This window comes from Mesorhizobium sp. CA4, assembly GCF_020165075.1.
GTDB lineage: Bacteria > Pseudomonadota > Alphaproteobacteria > Rhizobiales > Rhizobiaceae > Mesorhizobium.
This window is the reverse complement of record NZ_JAIUHK010000004.1, coordinates 82675-104380: the sequence shown is the minus strand read 5'-3', so window position 1 is coordinate 104380 and position 21706 is coordinate 82675. Positions and strand designations below refer to the sequence as shown.

General features: G+C 63.9%; 20 protein-coding genes and 1 tRNA gene. 4 read left to right on the top strand and 17 right to left on the bottom strand.

Annotation, left to right across the window (positions count from 1 at the left end; genetic code table 11):
* Positions 1–29: 29 nt before the first annotated feature.
* The 4 genes from LB528_RS04830 to xylF all read right to left on the bottom strand — a co-directional run bounded on the left by LB528_RS04830 (position 30) and on the right by xylF (position 5144).
* A complete protein-coding gene (locus LB528_RS04830; RefSeq protein ID WP_224714017.1) occupies positions 30–1652 on the bottom strand; it encodes a CHASE domain-containing protein in 1623 nt (540 codons plus the stop codon).
* A gap of 131 nt (positions 1653–1783) precedes the next feature.
* Positions 1784–2584 (bottom strand): ATP-binding cassette domain-containing protein, encoded by an 801-nt coding sequence (locus LB528_RS04825; RefSeq protein WP_224714016.1) that lies wholly within the window; start codon positions 2582–2584, stop codon positions 1784–1786.
* A 20-nt stretch (positions 2585–2604) separates the two neighbouring features.
* Positions 2605–3957, bottom strand: a complete 1353-nt coding sequence (locus LB528_RS04820; RefSeq protein ID WP_224714015.1) for a sugar ABC transporter permease — start codon at positions 3955–3957, stop codon at positions 2605–2607.
* Positions 3958–4103: 146 nt separating this feature from the next.
* Positions 4104–5144: a D-xylose ABC transporter substrate-binding protein gene (gene xylF / locus LB528_RS04815; protein WP_224714014.1), complete on the bottom strand. Its 1041-nt coding sequence runs from the start codon at positions 5142–5144 to the stop codon at positions 4104–4106.
* 264 nt (positions 5145–5408) lie between these two features.
* Between xylF and LB528_RS04810 the strand changes: the two genes are divergently transcribed.
* Complete coding sequence (locus tag LB528_RS04810) at positions 5409–6644, top strand: ROK family protein (RefSeq protein ID WP_224714013.1); 1236 nt, start codon at positions 5409–5411, stop codon at positions 6642–6644.
* A gap of 161 nt (positions 6645–6805) precedes the next feature.
* On the opposite strand, the gene phoB is transcribed toward LB528_RS04810, so the two are convergent.
* From phoB to LB528_RS04775, 7 genes are all read right to left on the bottom strand, one after another.
* Entirely contained in the window at positions 6806–7495 is a 690-nt protein-coding gene (gene phoB / locus LB528_RS04805; RefSeq protein WP_010911896.1) for a phosphate regulon transcriptional regulator PhoB, read from the bottom strand.
* 16 nt (positions 7496–7511) lie between these two features.
* Complete coding sequence (phoU, locus tag LB528_RS04800) at positions 7512–8219, bottom strand: phosphate signaling complex protein PhoU (RefSeq protein ID WP_224714012.1); 708 nt, start codon at positions 8217–8219, stop codon at positions 7512–7514.
* A 20-nt stretch (positions 8220–8239) separates the two neighbouring features.
* A complete protein-coding gene (gene pstB, locus LB528_RS04795) occupies positions 8240–9043 on the bottom strand; it encodes a phosphate ABC transporter ATP-binding protein PstB (RefSeq protein ID WP_224714011.1) in 804 nt (267 codons plus the stop codon).
* Positions 9040–9891 (bottom strand): phosphate ABC transporter permease PstA, encoded by an 852-nt coding sequence (gene pstA / locus LB528_RS04790; protein WP_224714010.1) that lies wholly within the window; start codon positions 9889–9891, stop codon positions 9040–9042. The genes pstB and pstA overlap by 4 nt, the downstream gene beginning before the upstream one ends.
* Before the next feature lie 3 nt (positions 9892–9894).
* Positions 9895–10881 (bottom strand): phosphate ABC transporter permease subunit PstC, encoded by a 987-nt coding sequence (pstC, locus tag LB528_RS04785; protein WP_224714009.1) that lies wholly within the window; start codon positions 10879–10881, stop codon positions 9895–9897.
* A gap of 63 nt (positions 10882–10944) precedes the next feature.
* Positions 10945–12003: a phosphate ABC transporter substrate-binding protein PstS gene (gene pstS / locus LB528_RS04780; RefSeq protein WP_224714008.1), complete on the bottom strand. Its 1059-nt coding sequence runs from the start codon at positions 12001–12003 to the stop codon at positions 10945–10947.
* 490 nt (positions 12004–12493) lie between these two features.
* Positions 12494–15850 (bottom strand): response regulator, encoded by a 3357-nt coding sequence (locus tag LB528_RS04775; protein ID WP_224714007.1) that lies wholly within the window; start codon positions 15848–15850, stop codon positions 12494–12496.
* Positions 15851–16047: 197 nt separating this feature from the next.
* Here LB528_RS04775 and LB528_RS04770 point away from each other — a divergent pair, with 197 nt between their 5' ends.
* Both LB528_RS04770 and LB528_RS04765 read left to right on the top strand, forming a co-directional pair.
* The gene (locus tag LB528_RS04770) at positions 16048–16407 is read left to right on the top strand and encodes a hypothetical protein (RefSeq protein ID WP_224714006.1); all 360 of its coding nucleotides are present in this window, start codon (positions 16048–16050) and stop codon (positions 16405–16407) included.
* A 185-nt stretch (positions 16408–16592) separates the two neighbouring features.
* Complete coding sequence (locus tag LB528_RS04765) at positions 16593–16808, top strand: hypothetical protein (RefSeq protein ID WP_224714005.1); 216 nt, start codon at positions 16593–16595, stop codon at positions 16806–16808.
* A 198-nt stretch (positions 16809–17006) separates the two neighbouring features.
* On the opposite strand, the gene LB528_RS04760 is transcribed toward LB528_RS04765, so the two are convergent.
* The 6 genes from LB528_RS04760 to LB528_RS04735 form a co-directional block, all read right to left on the bottom strand.
* A complete protein-coding gene (locus tag LB528_RS04760) occupies positions 17007–17372 on the bottom strand; it encodes a hypothetical protein (protein ID WP_224714004.1) in 366 nt (121 codons plus the stop codon).
* Positions 17373–17623: 251 nt separating this feature from the next.
* On the bottom strand, positions 17624–18523 hold the full coding sequence (locus LB528_RS04755; protein ID WP_224714003.1) for a glutathione S-transferase family protein: 900 nt from the start codon (positions 18521–18523) through the stop codon (positions 17624–17626).
* A gap of 23 nt (positions 18524–18546) precedes the next feature.
* The gene (locus tag LB528_RS04750; protein WP_224714002.1) at positions 18547–19128 is read right to left on the bottom strand and encodes a VOC family protein; all 582 of its coding nucleotides are present in this window, start codon (positions 19126–19128) and stop codon (positions 18547–18549) included.
* Positions 19129–19440: 312 nt separating this feature from the next.
* Positions 19441–19515 (bottom strand) — tRNA-Glu (locus LB528_RS04745).
* Positions 19516–19637: 122 nt separating this feature from the next.
* Positions 19638–20051, bottom strand: coding sequence for a VOC family protein (locus LB528_RS04740; protein WP_224714001.1), 414 nt, complete (start codon positions 20049–20051; stop codon positions 19638–19640).
* Positions 20048–20425 (bottom strand): fimbrial protein, encoded by a 378-nt coding sequence (locus LB528_RS04735; RefSeq protein ID WP_224510657.1) that lies wholly within the window; start codon positions 20423–20425, stop codon positions 20048–20050. The genes LB528_RS04740 and LB528_RS04735 overlap by 4 nt, the downstream gene beginning before the upstream one ends.
* Before the next feature lie 26 nt (positions 20426–20451).
* On the opposite strand from LB528_RS04735, the gene LB528_RS04730 reads away from it, so the two are divergent.
* Positions 20452–21522: an RluA family pseudouridine synthase gene (locus LB528_RS04730; protein ID WP_224510659.1), complete on the top strand. Its 1071-nt coding sequence runs from the start codon at positions 20452–20454 to the stop codon at positions 21520–21522.
* Positions 21523–21706: the final 184 nt, after the last annotated feature.

The window sequence follows — 21706 nt, the reverse complement described above, 5'->3', positions numbered from 1 at the left end:
ATGATTCGCCCGCTCCGGAATTTTGGCGCTCACACTGCCAGCGGGATCCTGATTTCCACCTTCAGTCCATCGTCGCGGTAGTTACGCGCGATCGTGCCGCGCAATTCGCGTGTGACATTGAGGTCTATCAGCTTGGTGCCGAAGCCGGTCTTGGCCGGTGCTTCCAAGTCCTTCTGGCCCGTTTCGCGCCAATTCAAAAGCAGCGTCCGCTCGCGACCGCGCCCTTCAATGCTCCAGTCGACCTTGAGGGCGCCCACCGAACTGCCGGCTTCGCCATATTTCAGCGCGTTCGTGGCGAGTTCGTGGAAGGTCAGCCCGAGCGCTTGCGTCGTCGTCTCGTCGAGCAGCACCTCAGGCCCCGACAACACCCCTTCGGGAAGATCCTTGCCGAACACCTGCCCAAGTTCAATGCGCAGCAGGTCGCCAAGATCGGCCTTCTGCCAGCGCGAGCGCGTCAGCATGTCCTGTGATGCGGCCATGGCCTGCAGGCGCGCCGAGAACGAAGCCGAAAACTCCTTGACGTCGGTGGCTTGCGAGGCCGTCTGCCGCGCGATCGCCAGCACGCGGGTGATCGAATTCTTGATGCGGTGTTTCATCTCCTGCAGGATCAGGTCCTTTTCCAGCAGGCTCTTTTCGGTCGCCTCGTGCAGCGCCGACTTTGCCTCATAGGCGCGCTCCTGATAGCGCGCCACCAGCGCGATGGCCCCTGCAAGCAAGAGGCCGAACAGCCCGAGCATCACCGGAATGGCGCGCGAGGACGGCGGCTCGAAGGCGCTTGTCGGCCTGAACAGCACGGTCCAGGGCCGGCCCGCGACAACGATATCGCGACGCGCCAGAAGCGTCGCCCCGATGCGTTCTGCCGGCGGCGCCTCCGAACGGAACAAAAGATTGCCGTCCTCGGGCTTGCCGTCATAGACCTCGACATTGACCGGCAGCAGCGGCGAACGGCTGAGCGCGACCTGGAACAGGTCCTGCGCGCGGAAGGCAGCGTAGAGAAAGCCGGCCGTGGAGGAGCGGCTTGCATTGATCACCTCGGGCGCGGTTTCGACGTTCAGTCGCACAAAAACCAGGAACCCGGTGAAGGTCTGCGTCACGCCGGCACCCTGGCCGAGTTGGACAACGCCGCTCGCATGCTGCTGGTCGTCGGCCATCGCCTTTTCGATCGCCGCGCGCCGTACCGGCTCGCTGAACATGTCGAAGCCGATGATCGACTGGTTGGACGTATCGAGCGGCTCGAACAGCACGATTGGCGCGCGCCATGGCTCGGTTGTCGCGGGGTAGATCGGGTGCTCCGACCCCAGGTCGTGCAGGATATCGCGTTCGACCGCCGCCTCGTCGCCGGTCTTTGCCAGTCTCAGGAAGCCGATACCGCGAAGCCCCGCGAAATTGTCGGCTATGTCGAGGGCGGTGAAGAAGGCTTTGAACTCGCCGCGCGTGATGTCGCCGTTGCGGGCATCGAACAGCGCCTGCGTCGATCGCAGCAGCGACAGATGCAGGTCGATGCGGCTTTCGATGCGGTTCAACGCGTCATCGGCGGTGCCCTCGAACTTGATCCGAGCCGCCTCCTGCGTCGCGAAATAAGCGAACCCTGCCATCGTCAGGCTGATCAGCGCGACGGCGACAAAGGCAACGATCGGAAAGAGCTTCTTCAATTCAAAGATGCGGCCCGTGGATGGTCAACGATCTTTATGGGCAAGTCTCCCCGCCAATACAATGGCGCGGTCAAATCATCACCGCGGTTGGTACATCACGTACCGTTAATTAGCCGGCTATCTGTCAGTTTTTATGCCGCGATCTTCAGCGCGCCTGGACCCGGAATGGCGCCCGGCGGGCATTTGCCCAAAATGATCATGCCGAGCACCTCGTCCTGGGTGACATCGGTGGTGCGCGCGGTGCCGACCACTTGGCCGTTCTTCATCACGCAAACCCGGTCGGCGAGATCGAAAACGTCGTGGATGTCGTGGCTGATCAGGAAGATGCCGATGCCTTCAGCCTTGAGCTGCTTGACCAGTTCGCCGACCTGCGCCGTCTCCTGCGGGCCGAGCGCCGCCGTCGGCTCGTCCATGATCAGGATGCGGGCGTTAAACAGGATTGCGCGCGCGATCGCTACCGATTGCCGCTGTCCGCCCGACAGCTTGATGACCGGCTCCTTGAAGCGCTGGAAACGCGGATTGAGCCGGCCCATCACCTTGCGCGCCTCGGCTTCCATGGCGACGTCGTCCAGCGTGCCCCAGCCCGTCATCAGCTCGCGGCCGAGGAAGAGATTGGCCGCGGCATCGACATTGTCGGCCAGCGCCAGCGTCTGGTAGATCGTCTCGACGTCGTATTTTTTGGCGTCGCGCGGATTGGAGATCGAAGCCTCCTCGCCATTGATGAATATCTGCCCGCTGTCGCGCTTATAGGCGCCGGACAGGATCTTGATCAGCGTCGATTTGCCGGCGCCATTGTGGCCGAGCAGCGCCATCACTTCGCCGGGGAAGAGATCGACCGACGCATCGTCGACGGCGCGGATGCCGCCGAACGCGATCGAGATGTTGCGCATGTCAACCAGCGGAACGCCGGCGGGAGCGGTCTTGTCGGCCATGATCCTTTTCCTCCCGTTGCTCACACGCGCTTGCGATAGAGGGTGTCGAGCCAAACCGCCACGACCAGCACGGCGCCCACCACGATGCTCTGCAACGGCGAGTCGACGCCGAGCAGCACCATGCCGGACTGCAGCGACTGCATCAGAAGCGCGCCGAGCATGGCACCGAGCACGGTGCCCGAACCGCCGGCAAGCGAAGTGCCGCCGATGACGGCCGCGGCAATGACCAAAAGTTCGTCCAGCGTTCCGAGCGCATTGGTGGACGAATTCTGCCTGGCGGATGAGATCGCAGCCGCGATCGTCGCCAGCACGCCCATGATCATGAACACCTTCATGGTGATCCAGCGCGTGTTGATGCCGGCGAGGTTGGCCGCTTCCGGATTGCCGCCGATGGCAAAGACATAGCGGCCGAAACGCGTGCGCTTGGTGACGAAGGTCATGATCAGGCCGACGGCAACCGCCATCAGCACCGGAATGGCGATGCCATGCGCGATGAACAGCCCGCCTTCGGGGATGGTGATGTTGTTGGCGGCGGCGTAGCGGTTCACGATGCCGACGGGCCATGGATAGGAGTTGGCGAGCCACACGGCGCCGAGGATGATCGCGCAGGTGACCGTGGCAAGCAGCGTCTCGGCCCAGACCGGGCGCAGCGGGAAGCGGAAGCGCTTGCGCTGCACGCGGCCGTTGAAATGCATGAAAATGACCGCCAGACAGGCGACGATGCCGACGGCCCAGCTCCATTTGGCGCCGATCGAGCCTGCCGGGCCGCCGCCCATCAGCTGGAAGGTGGCGTCGAGCGGCGCAACGGTCTGGCCGCTGGTGACCCACCAGGCGGCGCCCCGCCATACCAGCAACCCCCCCAGCGTGACGATGAAGGCCGGCACTTCGAGATAGGCGATGACGAAGCCCTGGAAGGCGCCGATGATGAGGCCGAGCGCCAGGCCGATCAGTAATGCCAGGACCCAGATCCACGGGTTGCCGAGCTCAAGCCCGACAAAGCGAACCAGGAAATGCACCTGGGCAAAGCCCATGACCATGCCGATCACCCCTTCGGCTGATCCAACGGACAGGTCGATGTTGCGCATGACGATGACCAGCACCATGCCGGAGGCCATGATCGCCACGGCCGACGTCTGCACTGACAGGTTCCAGAGATTGCGCGGCGTGAGGAAGGTGCGGCTGTCGAAGTCGAGCGGGTTGACGCCGAGCCGCAGGCTGGAGATCACATGCAGCCCAACCCAGATCAGGAGCAGCGCGCCGATCATGCCCAGCATGCGGGTGTCGAGCTCGGTCGCCTTCAGGAACCGGGCCACAGTGCCGAATTCCGACGCGCGCGCGGTGTCCGCCGGTTGGGTAGACGTCGTGTCGGTCATGATTTCCTCCCGCCGGCTTGCTGTCTGGGGCGGATGCCGGAACTCAGCCTAGAAGCTAGCCGCCTGAGGCGGAACCGCAATCTTTTGAGAAAACCCCGCGGCTTTCAGGCCGCGGCGCAATTCGTGAGATCGAATGTCGGCAAGGCTTAGTTGCAGACCGTGACGCTGCCGGCGGCAACGCCCGCGCAGACCTCGTCCTTCTTGATCCAGCCGGCGTCGATGACGACGTTGAGATTGTCCTTGGTAATCGCGACCGGCGTCAGGAAGAGCGACTTGACGGTGTTGCCGCCAGGCGTCGTGAAGTCCTTGGCGCCGGCGATGTCGCCCATCTTCTTGCCATCGGCGAGCTGCGAAGCGATCTCGGCGGCGTTCTTGCCGAGCTCGCGCGCGTCTTTCCACACGGACACCGTCTGCGTGCCGAGCGCGATGCGGTTGAGCGCCGCATGGTCGCCGTCCTGGCCGGAGACCGGCACGGTGCCGGCCAGCCCTTGCGCCGTCAGCGCCGCGACGACGCCGCCGGCAGTGCCGTCATTGGCCGCCACGACCGCGTCGACCTTGTTGTCGTTGGCTGTCAGGAATTGTTCCATGTTCTTCTGCGCGTTGGCGGGCAGCCAGCCGTCGGTATAGGCCTCGCCGACATTCTTGATCTTGCCGCTGTCGATCGCGTCCTTCAGCACTTCCATGGAGCCCGCGAAAAGGAAGTCGGCATTCGGATCGGAGCCCGAGCCCTTGATGAAGACGTAGTTGCCTTCCGGCTTCACCTTGAACACCTCGCGGGCCTGCATGCGCCCGACTTCCTTGTTGTCGAAGGTCAGGTAGAACACGTCCTTGTTCTCGATCAGGCGGTCGTAGCCGACGACCGGGATGCCTTCGTCGAGCGCCTTCTGCACCGCCGGACCGATCGCCGAGGCATCCTGCGCCAGGATGATCAGCGCGTTGGCGCCCTGCGAGATCAGGCTTTCGACGTCGGTCAGCTGCTTGCCCGGATTGGACTGCGCGTCGGCCGAAATATACTTGTCGCCGGCGGCCTCGATGGCGGCCTTCATCGCGGCTTCGTCGGTCTTCCAGCGCTCTTCCTGGAAATTCGACCACGACACGCCGATCACCTTGTCCTTCGCCTCGGCGACCGACGCCAGCGTCAGCGACATGGCAACGCCCGCCAGAATGGCGGCTGCGAATTTCTTCATGATATCCTCCCTGCGCCGTGCGGCGCGACCCTGACTGGCCCGAAGGCCGGCACAGAGGCTTTTTTTCGAGCCTCAAAAAAATATTGGTCCAGCAAAACGACCCTGTCAACTGCGATTTTGATGGGTTTTGATGGGTCCAGGCATTTTTTCGACGTCCGCAATAATAATGACATGGACCTTGGCTTCTGCCACAATCCCTAGCGTGTCAGCGACAGGCCATGGCATCATCACAAGGCCGCGATGACCGGGAGGACGTGCAGGACAATGTCGGTCGGAATCCGTCACGACGATTTGCGCCGGCGCAACCGCGCCATGGTGATTTCGGCGGTGCGCCGCGCCGGCCAGCCATCGCGGACGGAGATTGCCGCCACCACCGGGCTCAGCCACTCGACCATTTCGGCGATCTCCGCCGATCTGATCCAGGAGGGCATCCTCGCCGAAAGCAAGGCCAGCGAGCCGACGGCGTTGAAACGCGGCCGGCCGCAGGTCGGCCTGGCGCTGAACCCCGAAGCCGCCGCGGTGCTGACCGTGGTTTTGTCGCTGAACTTCCTGTCGGTTGCCGTCATCGACTATGCCGGCCAGGTGGTTTCCGAGGAGCAGCATCGCCTGGACACGCTCGTCATGCCGCGCGATGAGCTGATCGGCGAATGCATGGCGATTGTCCGGCGCCGGCTGCAGGATCCCGACCTCGACGTGGGCAGCGTCGCCCGCATCGCCATGGGCATTCAGGGCATCACCGATACCCATTCACGCGCCATGCTGTGGTCGCCGATCACGCCGCTGACCGATATCCCCTTTGCCGATCTCCTCGAGAAGGAATTCGGCATCCCGGCCACCACGGAGAACGACTGCAACATGATGGCGGTGGCGCTGCAGTGGCGCGATCCCGAGCGCTATCGCGACGACTTCATCGCCATCCTCTTGTCGCACGGCATCGGCATGGGCCTGGTGTTGAAGGGCGCGCTGTTCACCGGCACGCATTCCTCGGGCGGTGAGTTCGGCCATATGATCCATCGTCCGGGCGGAGCGCTTTGCCGCTGCGGCCGCCGCGGCTGCGTCGAGGCCTATGCCGGCAATTATGCCATCTGGCGCAGCGCCATGGGCATAAGCGAGGATGCCACGCCGACCGATGTCGGCGACGCCGACATGCGCGCGCTTGCCGCAAAGGCGCGTCAGCAGGATGGCCCCGAGCGCGAGGCCTATCGCCGGGCCGGCGAGGCGCTCGGCTTCAGCCTCGGCAGCCTGTTCGCCCTCATCGATCCGGCGCCCGTCGCCATGGTCGGCGTCAGCGCGGCCGCCTTCGACCTGATCGAACCGGCGCTGCGCGAGGCGATCGCCCAGACGGCCGGCGGCCAGCACTCCGAATCGATCTCCTTCGACACTGAGCCGAACGAACTGCCGCTGATCCGCGAAGGCTGCGCCATGCGCGCGCTGACCTTCGTCGACCAGGAGATTTTCGCGCCGGGAGGCCAGGCAAGAGCGGGCAAGCACGTCGAATAGCGGCGAGCCAGATGCCGGGATACGCTGAGATTCAGGTCAGGCCGAGTCGAGAATGGTGGGTTCCGAGAACCGGAACGGAGCGTACCTTAGGCACGTGAGTACCGGAGGCGCAGGAAGTCGCCGTTCGCCGGCCGGCCTCACCTGAATCTCGGCGTATCCCCCTAATCTTCCCTGATCGCGTAACCCGCCCCGCGGATGGTGCGGATGACGTCCGGCATGCGGCCGTTGTTGACGGCCTTGCGCAGGCGTCCGACATGGACGTCCACGGTGCGCTCGTCGATATAGATCGTCTCGCCCCAGACATTGTCGAGCAGCTGGCTGCGCGAGAACACGCGACCGGGGTGGCGCATCATGAATTCGAGCAGGCGGAACTCGGTCGGGCCGAGCCTGATCTCGCTCTTCTTGCGGTAGACGCGGTGCGACTCGCGGTCGAGCACGATGTCGCCGACCTTGAGCACGCTGGACAGCACCTCCGGCTTGGCGCGGCGCAGCAGCGCCTTGACGCGCGCCATGAACTCCGGCGTCGAGAACGGCTTGACCAGATAATCGTCGGCGCCGGTCGAGAGGCCGCGCACGCGGTCGCTTTCTTCTCCGCGCGCCGTCAGCATGATGATCGGCAGCCGCTCGGTCTCGGGCCGCATCCTCAGACGCCGGCAGAGCTCGATGCCGGAAACCGCCGGCACCATCCAGTCGAGCACGAGCAGGTCGGGAACGTTTTCCTGAAGGCGGATTTCGGCCTCGTCGCCGCGGGTCACCACTTCGACCTGGTAACCCTCGGATTCGAGATTGTAGCGGAGCAGCACCCCCAGCGGCTCCTCGTCCTCCACCACCATGATGCGTGGCGCGATCATCTGGCAGTTACCCCTGTCAGGCCGCCGGCGCCGACATTGCCGTCTCGTCCTGCTTGGGGCGGTTGGCGGGCAATTGCGTGCCGGTCAGCACATAGTAGGCGTTCTCGGCGATGTTGGTCACATGATCGCCGATGCGCTCGAGATTCTTGGCGCAGAACAGAAGATGCGTGCAAGCGGTGATGTTGCGCGGATCTTCCATCATGTAGGTCAGGAGCTCGCGGAAGACGGATGTGTATTTGACGTCGATGCGCTCGTCGTCGTTGCGAAGCTTGGCCAGCGCCGTGGCGTCGCCCACCGTATATTCCTGGATCACGGCCTGGACCTGGATCAGCACCATCTGCGCCATGGAATCGATCGAATGCGTGAGGTCGCGCGGCGCGGCGCTGACGCCGACCGAGCCGACGCGCTTGGCGATGTTCTTGGCGAGATCGCCGATGCGTTCGAGGTCACCCGCCATGCGGATCGAGCCGACCACGTTGCGAAGATCATCGGCCATCGGCTGGCGCTTGGCGATCAGCGTAATGGCGCGGTCGTCGAGTTCGCGCTGACGCGCGTCCATGATGGCGTCGTCGGAGACGACGCGCTGCGCCAGCGCATTGTCGGTCTCGAGCAGCGCCCTGGTCGATGCGCCGACCATGGAGGCGGCGAGATCGCCCATGTCATTGATGAGCCGGCTGATCTGCCTCAGATCTTCGTCGAAGGAAGCGACGGTATGTTCGGCCATGATGATGTCCTCGTATGAGCTCAGCCGAAGCGGCCGGTGATGTAGTCCTGGGTGCGCTTCTCGCGGGGCGAGGTGAAGATCTTCTCGGTCCGGTCGAACTCCACCAGCTCACCCAGATACATGAACGCCGTCTGCCGCGACACGCGCGCCGCCTGCTGCATGTTGTGGGTGACGATGACGATCGTGTAGTCGACCTGCAATTCGTCGATCAGTTCCTCGATCTTGGCGGTCGACAGCGGATCCAGCGCCGAGGCCGGCTCGTCGAGCAGGATGACCTCGGGCTTCACTGCCACGGTGCGGGCGATGCACAGGCGCTGCTGCTGGCCGCCCGAGAGGCTGAGGCCGCTGGCGTTGAGCTTGTCCTTGACCTCGTTCCACAGTGCCGCGCGCTTCAGCGCCTGCTCGACGCGGCTGTCCATCTCGGCCTTGCTGATCTTCTCATAGAGCCTGACGCCGAAGGCGATGTTTTCGTAGATCGACATCGGGAACGGCGTCGGCTTCTGGAACACCATGCCGATCTTGGTCCTGAGTAGGTTGAGGTCCTGCGAGCGGTCGAGGATGTTCTTGCCGTCGAGCAGCACCTGGCCCTCGGCGCTCTGCTTCGGATAGAGCTCGTAGATGCGGTTGAGCACCCGCAGCAGCGTCGACTTCCCGCAGCCCGACGGGCCGATGAAGGCCGTCACGCTGCGCTCGGGCAGGGACAGGTTGATGTCCTTCAGCGCTTTCGACTGGCCATAGTAGAAATTGAGGTTCTTGACCTCGATCTTGGCCTTCTCGACGGTCGTCTCGGCTGCGTTCAGGTCGGTGGACAACATCGGTTTCATCTGTCCTCTCTGCGTCCGGTTAGGCTGCGGGCGATGATGCTCAACCCGAGAACCGTCAGGGTGATTATGAGTGCGCCCGTCCAGGCCAGCTGCTGCCATTCCTCGTAAGGGCTGAGAGCGAACTGGAAGATGGTCACCGGCAGGCTGGCCATCGGGGCATTGAGATTGCTCGACCAGAACTGGTTGTTGAGCGCGGTGAAGAGAAGCGGCGCCGTCTCGCCGGAGATGCGGGCGATCGCCAAAAGGATGCCGGTGACGATGCCGGACAGCGCCGCGCGGTAGGCGACCGAGCGGATCACCACCCAGCGCGGCGCGCCGATGGCGGTACCGGCTTCGCGCAGCGCGTTGGGCACGAGATTCAGCATGTCTTCGGTGGTGCGCACCACCACGGGGATCACCAGGATCGACAGGGCGACGGCGCCGGCGATCGCCGAGAAGTGCCCCATCGGCCGCACCAGCAGCTCATAGACGAACAGGCCGATGATGATCGACGGCGCCGACAAGAGGATGTCGTTGATGAAGCGCACGATCGTCGTAAGGCGTGAGAAGCGCCCGTATTCGGCCATGTAGGTGCCGGCCAGCACGCCGATCGGCGTGCCGACGACGATGCCGATGATCGTCATGACGATGCTGCCGTAGATGGCGTTGAGCAGGCCGCCGGCATCGCCGGGCGGCGGCGTCATTTCCGTAAACACGGCCGGCGACACCCCGGAAAGCCCCTTGTAGAGCAGAGCGCCGAGGATCAGCGCCAGCCAGGCCAGGCCGATGCCCGCTGCGGTCACGCACAGCGTCATCATCACGGCATTCTTGCGTTTGCGGCTTTGGTGAAGCGATTGGGCCGTCGACATCGGTCAGGCTCCCGTACGGCTATCGATGCGCAACAGCATGCAGCGTGCGAGCGCGAGGATGATGAAGGTGATGATGAACAGGATCAGGCCGAGCGACACCAGCGAGGATGTGTAGAGGTTGCCATCGGCTTCGGTGAATTCGTTGGCGATAGTCGCCGAGATTGTCGTGCCCGGCGCGAACAGCGAGGCGCTGATGCGGTGCGCGTTGCCGATGACGAAAGTAACGGCCATCGTCTCGCCGAGCGCGCGGCCGAGGCCCAGCATGACGCCGCCCATGATGCCGACGCGGGTATAGGGAATGGTCACGCGCCGGGTCACTTCCCAGGTTGTGCAGCCGATGCCGTAGGCCGATTCCTTCAGCACCGCCGGCACCGTGTCGAACACGTCCTTGGTGATTGAGGTGATGAAGGGCAGCACCATGATGGCAAGGATCAGCGACGAAGTCAGCAGGCCGATGCCGTAGGGCGGACCGGCAAAGAGGCTGTTGAGGCCGGGGATGCCTTTGAACAGCCAGATGACCAAGGGCTGGACCGTCGTCTGCAGGAACGGCGCGAAGACGAACAGGCCCCAGATGCCGTAGATGATCGAGGGAATGCCGGCGAGCAGTTCGACCGCAATGCCGATCGGTCGCCTGAGCGGGCGCGGGCAAAGCTCGGTCAGGAAGACGGCGATGCCGATGCCGATCGGCACGGCGATGAGTATGGCGATGGCCGAGGTGACGATGGTGCCGTAGATGGGCGCAAGCGCGCCGAAATTCTCGGTGACCGGGTTCCAGGCTTCTGTGGTCAGGAAGGAGAATCCGAACTTCGACAGCGCCTCCCACGAACCGGCGATCAGCGAGATCGCGACGCCGCCGAGGAGAACCAGCACGAGGATGGCGGAAAGGCGCGTGGCCGTCCGGAAGAGCATGTCGGTGAGGGCGAAGCGGCGCACCGTCGCTTCCCTGGTCCGCATGGCGGATGATGTCGCAGCTTCGGAAACGGCCGTCATTAGCCCCTCGCATTTCGAAAGAGACAGGAGGGCGCCAAAGACGCCCTCCTTATTCCGCGATAATTACATGCCGGAGTAGAGCGGCTTGCCGTTCGCGTCGACGATGTCCTTGCTCCACATCTCTTCGACGCTCTTCACGACCGCGTCCGGCATCGGAACGTAGTCCAGGCTGGAGGCCAGTTCGTCGCCCTTGGCATAGGACCAGGCGAAGAATTTGAGCGCTTCGGTCATGGCCGCCGCGTCGTCGGGTTTCTTGTAGACGAGGATCCAGGTGGCGGAGGTCATCGGCCAGGATTCGGCACCGGCCTGGTTGGCCAGGATGACGCCATAGCCCGGCTGCGAGCTCCAGTCGGCATTGGCCGCGGCCGCCGAGAAAGCGGCGGCGGTCGGCTCGACCTTCTTGCCGTCCTTGTTGATCAAGTCGGTGTAGGTCAGCTTGTTCTGCTTGGCATAGGCATATTCGACATAGCCGATCGCGCCGCCGGTCTGCGAGACGTTGTTGGCGACGCCTTCATTGCCCTTGGCGCCGATGCCCACCGGCCATTCGAGCGCGGTGTTGACACCGACCTTCGACTTCCAGTCGGCGCTGACGTCGGCCAGGTAGTAGCTGAAGTTGAAGGTGGTGCCGGAGCCGTCCGAACGGTGCACGACCGCGATCGCCTGGTCGGGCAGCTTGACGTCGGGGTTGAGCTTCTTGATCGCTTCGTCGTTCCAGTTGGTGATCTTGCCGGCGAAGATGTTGGCCAGGGTCGGACCGTCGAGCACCAGCTCGCCCGGCTTGACGCCTTCGAGGTTGACGACCGGAACGATGCCGCCCATCACCATCGGGAACTGCGCGAGCCCGGTGGCGTCGAGATCCTGGCCCTTCAGCGGCGCGTCGGAGGCGCCGAAGGTGACGGTCTTGGCCTTGATTTGCTTGATGCCGCCGCCGGAGCCGATCGACTGGTAGTTGAGACCGATGCCGGTCTCCTTCTTGTAGGCGTCGGCCCACTTCGCGTAGATCGGATAGGGGAAGGTGGCGCCGGCGCCGGAAATGTCGGCTGCCATCGCGGCGGCCATGCTAAGGGTTGATGCCGCAGCCATTGCAATCGCAACGGCCGCCGAGCGGATGAAATGTCTCATGTGGCCTGCTCCTGTTCGGAAGATGGTCTTTCGGCACCCGTTCTATCGGCGCCCGTGAGCGCAATAGCCCTCGATTATTACAGTCGCATGACAGTTTCGTGTCAGCCCCGTAACGTCTGAAAGGGGATGTCTGGGGAAGTCGGCGGCGGCCCCGAAGGACCGGCCGGAGTTTGCCGTGGAAATCAGCGACTTGTCTGGCTTCTGAAGCAAAATTTATCCCGGCGGCCGGATCGCGGCCGCCGGGAAATAAAATCCGGACGAGAGCGCGTTGCCTGAGCACCAGAGCGGATCATGGCGTGGCCATCGCCGAAAACAGGGTCCGTTGGGGTAGAGTCGACGCTGTTTCTTGTTGGCGGTCGCTGCTCCCGCCCGTAACCGAAGAGCGGAATCAATGCCAACATTGTCCGAGCTTGGCGTTTGCTTTGGTATGGTGCGATCGCGCCATACGCGTGCGTCAGCCTCTTGCCGCCGTCCTGCCGTCAAATTCGTTCTAACCGGCGTTGCGCCGAGTCTCGACGTCCGGTCCCAGCCAGCGCTCGAGCTTTTCGAGCAGCGCCCGCGGGCTGATCGGCTTCGGCAGGTAATCGTTCATCCCGGCTTCCAGGCAGCGTTCGCGGTCGCCCTTCAGCGCATGCGCCGTGACGCCGACGATCGGCACATGCGTGCCCATGTCCTCCTCGAGCCGGCGGATGGCGCCCGTCGCCTCCAGCCCGTTCATTTCCGGCATCGATACATCCATCAGGATCATGCGCGGATTGAGCCTGCCGAAGGCGTCGAGCGCCTTGCGGCCGTTGCCGACGATCTCGAAGCGGTAACCGGTCTCGCCTAGGATCTGCGTGAACACCATCTGGTTCACCTCATTGTCCTCCGCGACTAGGATGTCGAGCCCGCGCTCCGCCTCGGCTGGGCGTGGACGCGCCCGCACCGGCGGCGGCTGCAGCATGGCGCGGTCCGATGCCGCCGCCTGCGCCGGCGCGGCTTGCGGGGGGCTGCTGCCTGCGGCGGGTTGCGCCGCGGCGCTGCTGTGGCGATGGCGCTGGATGGTCGCAACCAGCGTTTCCAGGAGAATGGAGGAGCGCGCCGGCTTGATAAGCTGCGCATCGATGCCGAGGTCGCGATAGGTGGTGTTGGCAAGCGACTGGTCGACCGAGGTCAGCATGATGATGGGTGTATGCGCCAGGCCCGCCGTGCTGCGCATGATACGCGCCATCTCGGCGCCGTTCATGCCGGGCATCTGGTAGTCAAGCACCACGCAGTCGACCGGCACGCCATAGGCGGCGGCGGCAATCAGCACCTTCAACCCCTCGGCGCCGCTTTCGGCCGCGCAGGAATCGAACGTCCACGACGCCATCTGCTCGCTCAGGATCGAGCGGTTGACGGCGTTGTCGTCGACAATGAGCACGCGTGCGCCGGTGACGTCGACCGGCATGATGCGCTGTCCGCCCTGCTCGGCCCTGGGCAGCGTGACCGTGAACCAGAAGGTCGAGCCCTTGCCCTCGGCGCTGTCGACGCCGATCTCGCCGCCCATCATCTCGACCAGCCGGGAGGTGATGGCAAGGCCAAGTCCGGTGCCTTCGTGCCGCCTGGTCGAGGACGTATCGACCTGGCTGAATTTTTCGAACACCAGCTTCAGCTTCTCTTCCGGAATGCCGATGCCGGTGTCGGTGACCGAGATGGTGAGCCTTGTTCCCGCCGGAGCCCGCTCGCCCGTGACGTCGACCAGCACATGGCCCTTGTCGGTGAACTTCACCGCGTTGCCGAGCAGGTTGGTGACGATCTGCCTGACGCGGCCGACATCGCCGACGAATTGGCCGTCGAGCCCCGGCTGGATGCGGACGATGAGCTCGAGGTCCTTCTCCTTGGCGCGCGTCGATACCAGCGTCGCCACATCCTCGATCGCCTCGGCGAGATTGAAGGGCGCCGGATCGAGCACCAGCTGACCGGCGTCGATCTTGGAGAAGTCGAGAATGTCGTTGATGATGGTGAGCAGCGCGTTGCCGGATTTGACGATGATGTCGGTGAATGTCTTCTGCTTCGGATCGAGGTCCGACTTCGCCAGCAGTTCCGCCATTCCAAGGACCCCGTTCATCGGCGTGCGGATCTCGTGGCTCATATTGGCGAGGAATTCCGATTTGGCCCGGTCGGCTAGCACGGCGCGCCGGCGTGCTTCGCTCAGCTCGGCCTCGCGCTGCTTGAGCTCGGTGATGTCGGTGGTGGAGCCGATGAGGTAGAGCGAGCCGTCCGAGGCGATCATCGCGCCCTTGCGCGCGAACTGGTGCCTGACGGTGCCGTCCGGCATCGTCACCGTCTCCTCGATCTCCTGCGTTTCGCCGGTGCGCAGCACAGCAAGATCGCCGGCGACGAAAGCTTCGCCGTCAGCGCCGAAGATCTCGACATCGGTCCTGCCGACCGCTTCTTCCCTGCTGAAGCCGGTGAGATCGCACCAGCCCTTGTTGACGTAGAATTGCCTGAGGTCCGAACGCTTGGCGTAGATCGACACCGGCACATTGTCGATGAGGCTGCGGAACACCTCGTTCTCGCTCATGCTTTGCCGCAGCGCCTGTTCGCGCGCCTTGACGTCGGTGATGTCGGTGCTGGAGCCGACCAGATGCACGGAGCCGTCGATCGCCACCAGCCGGCTCTTGCGCGTCATCAGCTGCCGCACCGTGCCGTCGCGATGGGTGACGGCCTCCTCGACCTCGCGCCCCACACCGGTCGCTACGACTTCGGCGTCGTCATTGCTGAAACCATCCGCCTCTTCCGTCGCGAAAAGCTCGCGATCGGTCTTGCCGAGGACCTCGTCCTTGGCGAGGCCGGTCAGCGCGCACCAGGCCTTGTTGACGAATTCGATGCTGAGGTCGTCCGCCTTGATGAAGGCGGCCACGGGCAGCTCGTCCATCACATGCCGATAGAGGTCGATCTGGCGCATGGAGTCGCGCAACGCCTTCTCGCGCGCCTTGATGTCGGTGATATCGACACGCACGCCGATGAACGTTCCGTCGTCGGTGCGCATGTCATAGACCTGGTACCAGCGCCCGTCGGCGTTGAGGCGTTCGTAGGCCGAGCTCGGCAAACGGTAGCGCTCGAGCATTGCGTCGAGCCAGCGCTCGGTGTCGACGCCATGCAGGCCGTCGATTTCGGTGTCGCCGCTCGAGCGGAAGTAGCCGACCGAATGGCCGAGAGCCAATGCCTCGCGGAATGTGCGGCCCGGCTGCCAGACCGGCTTCAGCGCCGGCAGCGTATCTTGCAGCTTGCCGTTGGCGAAAACGAAGCGGTTGTCCCGATCGTAGATGATGACCCCCGCGGGCAGCGACTCCAGCACGGTGGCGAGGTTCTTGCGCGCGTCCTCCGCCTCGGTCTCGCGCTGTTTCATATCGGTGATGTCGACATAGGAGATCAGTTTTTTGCCGCCGGGAAGAGGCGCCAGCGAGGCGATCAGCGTGCGGCCGTCCTTGCGCGACAATTGCCTGGAGCCTGCGTCGCCAGCCCGGATTTCGGCTTCGCGGTCGGCCACATGGCTTTGCCATGCCTGTTCCTCGCCGCCGAACGGGTCGGCGTCACGGCTGGCTTCCATCAGGTCGCGAAAGCGGCTGCCGGCCGGAGCGCGCCGCGGGTCGATCTGCCAGAAGTCGTAGAATGCCCGGTTGACCACCTCCGCCCGCAATTCGGCATCGAGAACGATGACGCCGATCGGCATCGAGTCGACCATCAGGCTGAGATTGGCGAGCGCTTCCGAGGTTCCGGCCATATTGTGGACGTCACCGAGAACGGCGCCGGTGCCGTGCATATCCGCCTTGCTCGAATCCCGCGCGCTGTCCGCCTCGACAGTTCCGTTCGTATCCGCCATTCCTACCCCCAAGGCCGAACCGTGCCCGTTCGTCGGTGGAATGTGCCCGACAAGCATTAACGATCCGATAACCATAATGATTGCAACGCCTGCCGCCCGGTGCCGTTGAGGCAGATCCGATCCTGGCGCCGGCTGCGTTAATCCGCCCGTTGGCGATCCCGGCAACGAAGCATTATAAGGTGCCTGAGGTGTTGCTAATGTTTCGTCGAATCATGGCTTTTGTCCTGTGCCCGGCGCTGCTTGCGGCGGGTGGCTGCGCGCGCAGCGACGATGGCACGGTGATCGTTCCGAGCCGGATGGACGTCAGGCGTGTCTGGGACAAGGCGCCGCCGGGAACGACCGCGTCGCGGCAGATCGCGTCGGACGTGTTTCCCTTGCCTCCGAGCCCGCCACAGGGCCTGCCGCAGAGCCCCGCTGCGCGGCGCCATTCCAGGTCCGCTCCGGCGAGGCCTTCCTACAACCAGGGTCTGCCTGATCAGTCTTCCGGCAAGCAGACCCCCCTCACCTGCAGGAATGTCGGCGAAAGCGGCAAGCGCTACCGCGTCGTCTGCGAGTAACTTTGCCTCAATCCGCCGGCCGATGCCGGCTGGATCCGCTGACCGGATTGAGAAAGACAAACCGACTGGTTCAGGCGGGCGGTGGCCGAATACTCGACGCAATCACGCATCGCTGATGAAACCTTGGCCGGCGCCGGGCGTTGTTGGCTTTGATGCGATCCGCGCAGCGCAGAGGGAGACCGAAGATGTCCTTGCACTTCACCGTCTCTGGCCTGACCAGGAACCTGATTCATTCACTTGGGCTGGATCATGAGCACGCGCTGAGACCCCTTACCCCCGAACAAAGCCTTCTGCTGGATTGTTACCTGGCCGGGCAGATCCCGGACTCCGCCTGGAGCGACTATGTCTTCGAGATGCCGGAACTGGAAAAGCACGCCCAGGTCAGGCGCGGTTTGACCTGAGAGCAATTCCGGAAAAGCGCGACCACGGTTAAAGCATGTCTCCCGAAAGTGGGAACCGGTTTCGGGATAGAGACATGTGCAAATCAAGAACCTGAAGCGCATGGAGCGAATCTGAAGATCGCGACGTGCTCAAGGCTCGGCGCTTTTGCCGTGACCTTCCTCCGGAATTTGCCCAAAACAAATAGTCAGGCCGGCCGCCTACTTCTTCGGCGAGTTGAACTGCAGTGTGAAGACGTTTCCGGCAATGCCTTGCGCCAGCGAGGGCGAAAGGCTGAGCGGCAGACAATCGTTCAGGGCCTTGGTCGCAGCGTCGACATACGCCTTACGCGCCTTGTCGTCGCCGCTGACATGGATAGCGGTTGTTTTCGGCGGCCCGATCAGCGTGCCGTCGCGTTTGAAGCTGAAGCTGAGCGTGACTGAGGAATTGTCGGAATTGGCCGGCGGCGTCCAGCAGGCGAGCAGGGCGGCGCCGACCTCGTTCATACCATTGAGCGGTGCGGCGGCCGATGGAAAAGGCACAACCGACAGCGCGCCCGCTATCATCAGAAATCTTGCTGTGTTCATCGCAGGTCCTCGTCGCCGTCGCTTCGCCCCCTGGCGGTATCGTACGATCCAGGACGAAGATGACAATAGCATTTCGGCCCGCCCATCGGCGTACCGTCGTGATTGCGGCGCGATGGCCCGCGAAAAAGCAAAAGGCCGGCACGCAGCCGACCTTTCCCTTGCCTCGTCATGGCGCCAGTACATCCGTGGTCGCGGCGAGGACTGGAACCAGTAGACAGGCCTTAGGTAAATGAAACCTTAACGCCGAGGACTTACTGCGCTGTGGCCTGCGATTTCACATGCGCGATGTAGCCGCGCACGTCGCCGGCCGGCTCCGAATAAGCCTTGCCGAGCTTCTTCTCCATGGCCGCCATGTATTCCTTCGCCCAGCTGGGCAGCGCGTAGTCGACCACCGCCAGGAATTCGAGCGTTGCCGCCAGCCTTATATCGGCGATCGACGGGTTGTTGCCGCCGATGAACGGTTTGCCGTTGCGGAAGAAGGAGTGAAACACCTCGAGCGGCTCGGCGATCGCGGCCATAGCCGCCTTCTGCGCTTCCGATTTCTTGTCGGGATGGGCGTCGCTGTGGCCGACCTCGCCGGCATACTGCGGAAAGCCGAGCGCCGGATATGTCGCGCGCGCGACATAGGGATAAAGCGTGCCGACAAGGTAGAACATCGCGCTGTCGATCATCGCCCGCTTTGCCGGCGCCTTCGGATAGAACTTATCCAGCCCGTGCTTGTTGGCGAGATACTGCATGATGGCGCAGCTTTCCCACAGCACGCCGCGCGGCAGGCCCTTGTCCTCGATCATCGGCGTCAGATGCGCCGGATTGCGCGCCAGGAATTCGGGCGAACGGGTAAGGCCCCAGGCATCGGTCTCTGCCGGATCGAGTCCGGCCGCGCGCGCGAACACCCGCACCGCCATGTTGTTGACGCTCGGCCGCAGCATGCTGAGCTTCACGCCGGGCATCCTGGCCGGCTTCGCTTTGGCCTTGGGCGCGGGCTTCGCCGTCGCGCTGGTCGCGGCCTTTGCCGTCGCGGCGTTTGCTGTCGCTTTAGGCGCAGCTTTTGCTGTCGCCTTCGGCGCGGCTTTCGTATTCACCTTCCCGGCCGTTTTTGCCGCGGCCTTAGCCGCGGGTTTCTTCGCGCTCCTCGTTGCAGCCTTTGCCATATTGGTCCCTCCCTTTGACCCGGTTAATAAGGATTTTTCGGCGTCCTGCTTTCGGACAATGTTTCGCGTGACCGCTCGACCAGCGCCTGGATGGCATCGGCCAGATGCAGTTCGGCGATGTTGTAGTCGCCGCGCGCCACACGGATCTTGTGCGCTTCCATCAGCACGTCGGCATGGGTGAAGCCGGCCGGCGGCTCGAAGCGGTAGGAAGCAAGCTCGATCAAAAGTCCCAGCGGATCCTCGAAATAGATCGAGTCCATGAAGCCGCGGTCCTTGACGCCGCTGTGCTTGATGCCGCGCTCGTCGAGCCGCGCGACCGCCTGCAGGAAGGTGACCCGCGACACCGAAAACGCGATGTGGTGGACGCAGCCGATATCGGTCGGTGTCCGCCGCTTGACCGGGGTGCGGCTCTCGTCGGTGAAGACGGTGATCAGCCGCCCGTCGCCGGGATCGAAGTAGAGATGGCTTTCGCTCGCCTTGTCGAGATTAGGCTGCTCGAAGATGAAAGGCATGCCGAGCACGCCCTCCCAGAAGTCGATCGAGGTCTGGCGCCCGGCGCCGACCAGCGTCATGTGATGAACGCCTTGCGACTGCAGCTTCCGCATTGCTCCTCCCCGCCTGCGCTCGCTTGCCGGCTGACGAATTAAATGCCCAGCCGCCCTGAATCAGCGCTTGGCACGCGACCGCCGCCCGGTTCGCGGATCGCGGTCGGAGGCCGATGAGTGGATGCTAATTCAATCCGAGGCGCTGCGCCAGAAGCACGGACCTTCACTGCACTTCCGAGGCATCGCCGTCTTCGGCGATAATGCGAGCCATGATGGCGAGCCGTCCGGCGACCGCTCAGGACTGACGCTCGCGAACATACGCACGCCGCATGACGCTTGGCGTTCGTGTGACATGGCGACGTATTAGAAGCTTGGTACGCCCAAGGGGAATCGAACCCCTGTTCCCGCCGTGAGAGGGCGGTGTCCTGACCGCTAGACGATGGGCGCGCTCAAGAACCGGCTACATAGGCTGGCGGCCGCGAAAAAGCAACCAAGCAGATTCCGGAAAAGTGTCGTACGGTTTTCCGACAAGAATCTGCGACAAAACAAAAAGGCCTAAGCGGGTGCGGTCAGCCCTTTTGTTTCGGCTCGATCAGGTCCCAAAGATTGCCGTAGAGATCGGCAAAGACAGCCACCGTGCCGTAGGCCTCATAGCGCGGCGCCTCGCGGAATTCGACGCCCTGGGCGAGCATCGCCTGATGGTCGCGGGAAAAATTGTCGGTCTCGAGGAACAGGAAGACCCGGCCGCCGGTCTGGTTGCCGATGCGGCTTGCCTGCTCTTCGCCGGATGCTTCCGCCAGGAGTAGCCGCGCTCCTTGGCCCTTGGCCGGTGCGACCGTGACCCAGCGCTTGCCGCCGCCGAGATCGACATCCTCGCTCAGCACGAAGCCGAGCCGTTCGACATACCAAGCGATCGCCTCGTCGTAATTGGCCACGACGAGCGCGACGGTCGCGACGCTGCGGCCGTCGGCAAAACCGCTCATTTGTTGCGGATCGCGAATTGGCCGATCATGCGGCGCTCGGCGATCTCGTAGACGAAGATCGAATGGCTGCCATCGGTAAGCTCGGCATCGATCGACAGGCGGTTGCCGGAGAGCGACTGGCTGATCACCTTGGCGCCGACCGGCAGCACGATGTCGCCGGAGAGCGGCGCACCGGCCGGAGCCTGGACATCGCTGGCGGGCGCCGCCACCGGCGCATTGCGGGCTTTGTAGACAAGCGCCCCGATCACCACCATAAGGGCGAGGAACAGAAGGCCGAGATTGACGATCATGAAACGGACGAGCTTGCGGCGCACATTCTCGGCCGCGGGATCGAGCGGCTTTTCCTCATCTTCTTCGGCGATCGGCCGGGCCATGGCTAAACAATCCGCAACGGGTTTCGATGAGCGCTCATAACGAAGAGACCCCGATATTGATAGAGGACGAATTGGCGGACGAGGAATCGGCTGCCGGCGACGCTGTCGCGCTGGAAGCCGGCGCCGATGCCGCCGGCCAGCGTCTCGACCAATGGCTTGCCGCCAAGCTCGGTCCGGAGCTCTCGCGCAGCCGCGTGCAGGCTCTGATCAAGCAAGGCGCGGTCTCCATCGCCGGCAAGGCGGTGCTGGAAGCCAAGCGCAAGCTGACGGCCGGCGAGCAGATCGAAATTCTGGTACCCGCGCCCGAACCAGCCGAGCCGCAGGGCGAGGACATTCCCCTCGACATCCTCTACGAGGACGACGAACTGATCGTCATCAACAAGCCGGCGGGACTGGTCGTCCATCCCGGCGCCGGCAACTGGACCGGCACGCTGGTCAACGCGCTGATCCATCATTGCGGCGACAGCCTGTCCGGCATAGGCGGCGTCAGGCGGCCGGGCATCGTCCACCGGCTGGACAAGGAAACCAGCGGCGTCATGGTCGTGGCCAAGACCGACCGGGCGCACAAAGCCCTGTCGGAGGCCTTTGCCGACCACGGCCGCACCGGCGATCTCGAACGCGCCTATCTGGCGCTGGTCTGGGGCATCCCGCAACGACCGACCGGCACCATCGACGCCACCCTGGGTCGCGCCGCCGACCGGGTGCGCCGCGCGGTGGTGCCGGAAGGCCGCGACGACGCCCGCCATGCCGTCACCCATTTCAGCGTCGTCGAGCGCTTCGGCGAAGCACAGCAGGCTTTTGCCGCCGCAAGCCTCGTCGAATGCCGGCTGGAGACCGGGCGCACCCACCAGATCCGCGTCCACATGGCCCATATCGGCCACCCGGTGGTCGGTGACCCGGATTACGGGCAGGCCTTCCGCACCAAGGCCAACCGGCTGCCGGAACCCTTGAAAACCAAGGTCAAAGCCTTTCCCCGGCAGGCCCTGCACGCCTGGCTCCTTGAATTCCGGCACCCGACCACCCATCTGACGATGAGGTTCGAAGCGCCGATACCGGGAGATATGGAGGAACTCGTCGGCGACTTCCGAAAACTTTGAACCGGCCCGCCACGAACAAGCTGCAAACCAGCCATCAAAAAACCTGACCGGCGTTGTTCACTTCAGCGTGACAGACTGTTTAACGTTGAACAAATGCCTGTCTTTTCTGGTTTTGTTCCTATATATACAGGTTGTCGCGGATGAGCCTTTGGCATCCGTGACGCGTGCCCGCCGCGTTTAGGGG